The organism is Terriglobales bacterium (assembly GCA_035567895.1).
Taxonomy (GTDB): Bacteria; Acidobacteriota; Terriglobia; order Terriglobales; family Acidobacteriaceae; genus Gp1-AA112.
Window position 1 is genome coordinate 1 of the sequence record DATMPC010000093.1, and the last position, 2699, is coordinate 2699.

2 protein-coding genes are annotated in these 2699 nt (G+C 56.4%); both read right to left on the bottom strand.

Annotated features, from left to right (window positions below; genetic code table 11):
• On the bottom strand, positions 1–785 hold a 785-nt coding region (locus VNX88_19925; protein ID HWY70946.1), incomplete at its 3' end, for a response regulator.
• The coding region (locus VNX88_19930) for a response regulator (protein HWY70947.1) at positions 778–2699 on the bottom strand (1922 nt) is incomplete at its 5' end. The genes VNX88_19925 and VNX88_19930, both read right to left, overlap by 8 nt.

Consider the following 2699-nt stretch of genomic DNA (forward strand, 5'->3'; position numbering starts at 1 on the left):
ATGGCTCCCAGTTCCATGTCCAGGAATATGTATGCTGCGGTAACAAAATGGGTGGTGAATTTCCCACAGAGGGCCTGATTCAAGCCTGCGAGTACGCGCGCTGGTTGGGAGGCGTGCGCAAATTGGGCGGCGAGGGCCATCTGAAGCATCGATGCGATTAAAGCAGCGGGCAGGCCGTGCCCCGTAGCGTCTGCGATCAGAATCCCTACATGTTTTTCGTCTACGACAAGGAAGTCGTAGAAGTCACCTGCCACTGAACCCATCGGAACAAAGCGGGCAGCGATTTCAAGACCCATGATTTTCGGAGTTGCATGCGGCAGAATCGCAAGTTGAATCTTACGCGCCATTTCCAACTCACTATTTATCGCAATCAGCTGTCGAGACAGTTGTTCGCGCGCTTCTCGAAGCACAAGGTGGGTATGCACCCGGGCTTTCACAACCGCCGCCAAAAAAGGTTTGTGGATATAGTCTACAGCTCCCATATCGAAGCCTTTCGTCTCGTCGTCGGCTTCGGTCTTGCCTGTCAGGAAAATCACCGGTATGTCTCGAGTTTCCGACGACGCCTTGAGGATTCCGCAGACCTCGTACCCATCCATTTCCGGCATCACGACGTCCAGTAAGATCAGATCCGGTAGCGGTTTCACTTTGACCAAGACCAGAGCCTTGGCAGCGCTCGTGGCCACTCGGATTTTATAATCGTCCTTCAGAATCGAATTCACGATCTGAAGATTGGCCGGGGCATCGTCCACCACGAGTACAGTCTTTTTTTCTCCCACGCTAGCCATTCCCCTGCTCCCAATCCGCCCCGTATTCCCTGGTGATCTCATTCAACTTCAGAAGCGCTCCCTCAAAATCGAACTCGCTGATGGTCGTGCTCAGAGCCTCTAGTCGCGACTTATCCACCCTGCGGGCAAGAATATTTTCAACGGCGAGGAACGCTTCCGCAGCATTCCCATCGCTCGTCTCAAGCAGCGCCCTCAGGTGCGCGATTGCTGTTGTTGCCGACTGTGCATCGAACGTTTCACTTTTCCCCCACTTCGCCTCCTGGCCGAGCCCGGCGTCGAAGATTGCTTGTCGAATGGCCTGAACCTGGTGTTTCAGTACCAGCGTGAATTCTTCGAATAACCTGAACCTGTCCGCCTCCTCCCTCCGAATCGCTCCTTCCAGCTTCTCCGCCGCCTCAAGTACTTTCCCAAGTCCGATATTTCCCGCCACCCCCTTTATCGTATGGACCATGCGCTCGGCCAGATGGGAGTCTCCGCTCTCGATTGCCGCGGAGATCTGCGAACCAGCATCTGCCTGCTTCGCAGCGAACTGTTGGAGCAAGTCGCGATATAGCCGCTTGTTCCCGGCAACCCGCTTCAGTCCTCCCTCCACGTCAACGCCGGCAATCTCGGGGAAAGTCACTTCTTTGACCTTCTCTACCGGCAATGATGCAATTGCTTCTTCGCGTGTCTGGCGAGGCTTTGTCCAACGCAGCAGAGTCGCGAACAGTGCATCGGGATCGATGGGCTTGCTCACATGGTCATTCATCCCCGCGTCCAGACAACGCTGCCTCTCCTCCACCAGAGCGTGTGCAGTCATCGCAATGATTGGCAATCCCTGAAGTCGGGGCTGCGCCCGAAGAAGCCTCGTTGCGGTGAAGCCGTCCATTTCGGGCATTTGCAGGTCCATGAACACAACGTCAAACAAGGGCGGCTCATTCCCTTCCGATAGAATTTCTACCGCTTCGCCGCCGTTGTTCGCGATTCTCACGTCGGCTCCTGCACTTTCAAGAAGCTCTGCTGCCACCTGCTGGTTTACTTCGTTGTCTTCCACTAATAGGATCCGAATCCCGTTCGCATCGGGCGAAGGAACATCCTCTCTCACCTGGCGCAGGCGACCGGTCTCGCGGTCCGCCATTCCGAATACATCCATCAGCGTGTCATAGAGCAGAGAAGGGCTGACTGGCTTGAGAAGGTAGCCCTTGATTCCCATTTCCTCCGCCTGAGCGCGAACCTCCTCGCGTCCAAATGCCGTCACCATCACGATCTTGGGCACGTTCTTCAGAAGTCCGCCGCGTATAATTTGGCGGCTCGCTTCCAGCCCGTCCATGCCTGGCATGTGCCAGTCCATCAAGACCACTTGATAAGGATCCCTCGAATCAGCAGCGGCCAGCTCTCGGAGTGCGGCCTCACCGGAAGAAACCCAGTCGACCCTGAGCGCGAACCCCTTTAGCGTGTCTGCCAAAATCTCGCAGGCCAGCGCATTGTCATCCACCACCAGGGCACGTTTCCCCACCAGATCCGGAATGAAGTGCCTCTGCTCCAACCCTCCCGACCCGACGCCGAACGATGCCGTGAACAGAAAAGTGCTACCCGCACCGTAGACGCTCTCGACCCAAATTTCACCCCCCATCATCTCCACGAGTCGCTTGGAGATGGAGAGACCAAGCCCGGTGCCGCCGTACTTCCGGGTGGTGGACGTGTCAGCTTGGCTGAACGCTTGAAATAAACGCGCGGTCTGCTCGGGCGTCATCCCGATTCCGCTATCGCGAACGGAAAACTTCAGCTTCACCCGATCGGGCATTCGTTCCTCGATCGCGACAGTCACCACTATCTCGCCGCGTTCGGTAAATTTCACCGCATTATTGACGAGATTAATAAGGATCTGGCCCAGCCGTAACGCATCCCCCACAAGATTCGGCGGCAGGCCGTGCG